The organism is Microbacterium sp. Bi128 (genome assembly GCF_918698205.1).
The window spans coordinates 1-2,873 of sequence record NZ_CAKKMM010000613.1; the positions used below are offsets into that span (position 1 = coordinate 1).

The following is a 2,873-nucleotide window of genomic DNA, read 5'->3' on the forward strand; positions in this document are numbered from 1 at the left end:
TCGCCCGCCGCCGTTGCGACACCCTCTACTCCATGTTGCGCTACCGCACTCTCTACGAACCACGGCTAAACCCCAGCGGCTTGACGAAAACCATAGAGGCACCCCCCGCAACTCTCCGGCAGTGGGCGAACACGGCAGCGCCGAACTCGGCACCACCGAATTCGCCGGCACCGGCAGCATCGGTAGAGACAAAGAAGGGAGGGTCTGTTTCACGTGAAACAGACCCTCCCGGAGGACTCAGCGAGTCGCGACCTAGCTGGGAGCTCCCGGCGTGAGGACGTCCATGATGCGGTTCAGGTCCTCGACGCTGGCGAACTCAATGCTGACACGCCCCTTGCGGGCACCAAGCGAAATCTTGACATTAGTATCAAGGCGGTCAGACAGCGACGACGCCAGGTAATCCAGTCGTTCGTGGCGGGCTCCGGCCCGCGGGATGTTGTTCTTGGCCGGCGAGGCGGGGCTCTGATACAGGGTCACAGCTTCTTCGGTCGCCCGGACCGACATGCCTTCTGAAACAATCTTCTGCGCCAGGCGTTCCATGGCCGCGGCGTCAGGAAGTGCTAGGAGTGCGCGGGCGTGCCCTGCGGAGATGACATTTGCCGCAACCCGGCGCTGCACCAGCGGGGGCAGCTTCAGCAGGCGCAGGGTGTTGGAAACCTGGGGCCGCGAACGTCCGATCCGGTCCGCCAGCTGCTCGTGTGTGGTGCCGAAGTCCTCGAGTAGCTGCTGGTAGGCCGCCGCCTCTTCGAGCGGATTCAGCTGGCTGCGATGCAGGTTCTCCAGCAGCGCGTCGCGAAGGAGGTCGTCATCGGTGGTGTCACGGACAATCGCGGGGATAGTTTCCAGGCCTGCGGCCTGTACTGCACGCCACCGTCGCTCACCCATGACGAGCTCATAGGGTTCGCCACCCTCTTCGGTTGAGGTACGGACCACAATTGGCTGGAGGACGCCAATTTCCCGCACAGAGTGCACCAGCTCCGCCATGTCATCCTCATCGAAGACCGAGCGGGGCTGCTTGCGGTTGGGATGGATGTCCGTGACCGGGATTTCGGCAAATCTGACGCCGGGCACCTCTACGAGGTCAACAGTTCCCTCGTCACCGTGCTCGGGCGTGGAGTCCAACGTCAGCTGTTCGCCGGCGTCGGATGCGGCCGCCTTGGCAGCAGCGGTCGCCGGCTTGGAGGCAGCCGACTTTCGGGCGGGGGTTTTCTTGGTCACGGCGGCGCCAGCTGCGTCGGCTTTGTCGGCAGCAACGTCGGCTCCGGCAACAGCGCTGGTTGCTTCAGTGGTGTCAACCGTGAGATCAGCGGAATCGTCGGCCTTGACAGGTGTGGACTCCGGCTCCTTGGCCAGCGCGGCCTTGGTGTCCGCGAGCGTCTCGGCGTCGGAGGTCTTTTTTCGGGCTTCAGGGAAGAAGAGGTCCACGGGCCGGGATGGGGCAGCACCGCTTCCGGAGGCGTTAGCCGCGGCGGAACTTGGAATGAGTGCGCCAAGTCCACGGCCGAGGCCGCGTCGCTTATCGCTCATGGATAAATCCCTCCAGTGGAAGAGCCGGGATTCACCTGGCTCTGGTTAGTGCAATTCTTGAAAGATTCTAACGTTCCGCGATTTCCGCGGCGGCTTCCAGGTAGGACAGGGCACCGCTGGAAGAAGGATCATACGTCATGACAGTTTGCTGGTAGCTCGGCGCCTCGGAAATACGGACCGACCTCGGCACCACAGCGCCGAGCACCTGCTTCGGGAAGTGTTCCCGGACCTCGGCTGCCACCTGGGCGGCGAGGTTGGTGCGGCCGTCATACATGGTCAGCAGAATAGTGGAAACAACCAGATCAGCGTTCAGGTGCTTCTGGATCATCTCGATGTTCTTCAGGAGCTGGCTGAGGCCTTCGAGGGCGTAGTACTCGCACTGGATCGGGATGAGGACTTCGCCGGCCGCACAGAACGCATTGACCGTCAGGAGCCCGAGGCTCGGCGGGCAGTCGATGAAGATGTAGTCCAGCCGCTCCTCGCCATTCTTGGCGCGCTCCTTGGAGTACACATCGATTGCGCGGCGCAGCCGCTGCTCGCGGGCCACCAGGCTGACGAGTTCAATTTCGGCACCGGCAAGGTGGATGGTGGCGGGCGCACAGATCAGGTTGTCGATGTCGGGGCACGGGGCCACGACGTCCTTCAGCGGGACATCATTGATCAGCACATCGTAGATGCTGTCGACATCGGCGTGGTGCTCGATTCCCAGGGCGGTGGAGGCGTTGCCCTGCGGATCGATGTCGATGACGAGCACGTTCAGGCCAGCGGCCGCCAGCGCGGCGGCGATGTTCACGGTCGTCGTGGTCTTGCCGACGCCGCCCTTCTGGTTGGAAACGGTGAAGATCCGGGTTTTCTCCGGTTTGGGGAGCTGCCGGCCGAGCAACCGCTCGCGGCGCTTGTTTTCGTGTGCGAGTTCGCGGGCGATGGGACTGGAATCGTCGATGGAATCCAGCACGTTCCCCGTGTGCGGAAGGGATGTTTCACGTGAAACACCGGCCATCCCGGTCGTCTTCGCAACCGAAGCCGTGTGATTTCCGGAGTAGTCAAAAGCTACTGCAGGAGCCGTAAACGCCCGTGCGGACCCCAGGGACACAAACGGCGGGATCCGTTGTGTGGAGGCTTCGCTACTGCTCACTATGACACGCTCACTCTCATTCGGCTCTTACTGCCGGTTACTAGCCTAACCTCTTCCCCTCAGACTCCCCGGGCACCGGGGCCGGTGCTAGGTAATCTTTTGAGGCTTGTTCACTACGATTCGCACAACGGTGGTGGGTTCCTCAAGCAGGTCTTCACCCACCACCACCACGGACGTCTGAATGCCGCCCAGTTTGCGGATAACCTTGGCG

At 62.7% G+C, this 2,873-nt stretch carries 2 protein-coding genes and 1 pseudogene; all 3 read right to left on the reverse strand.

Annotated features, from left to right (window positions below):
* Positions 1-252 precede the first annotated feature (252 nt).
* Complete coding sequence (locus LQV45_RS23740; protein ID WP_230009093.1) at positions 253-1,527, reverse strand: ParB/RepB/Spo0J family partition protein; 1,275 nt, start codon at positions 1,525-1,527, stop codon at positions 253-255.
* Between the two features lie 67 nt (positions 1,528-1,594).
* Positions 1,595-2,662 carry a ParA family protein gene (locus LQV45_RS23745; protein WP_275450894.1) on the reverse strand — a complete coding sequence of 356 codons (1,068 nt, stop codon included), beginning with the start codon at positions 2,660-2,662 and terminating at the stop codon, positions 1,595-1,597.
* 87 nt (positions 2,663-2,749) lie between these two features.
* Positions 2,750-2,873: pseudogene (locus LQV45_RS23750) on the reverse strand (16S rRNA (guanine(527)-N(7))-methyltransferase RsmG); the annotation flags it as partial.

Excerpts from the sequence above, each read along its gene's own strand:
- LQV45_RS23740 (WP_230009093.1), bottom strand. The coding sequence starts at position 1,527 with ATGAGCGATAAGCGACGCGGCCTCGGCCGTGGACTTGGCGCACTCATT.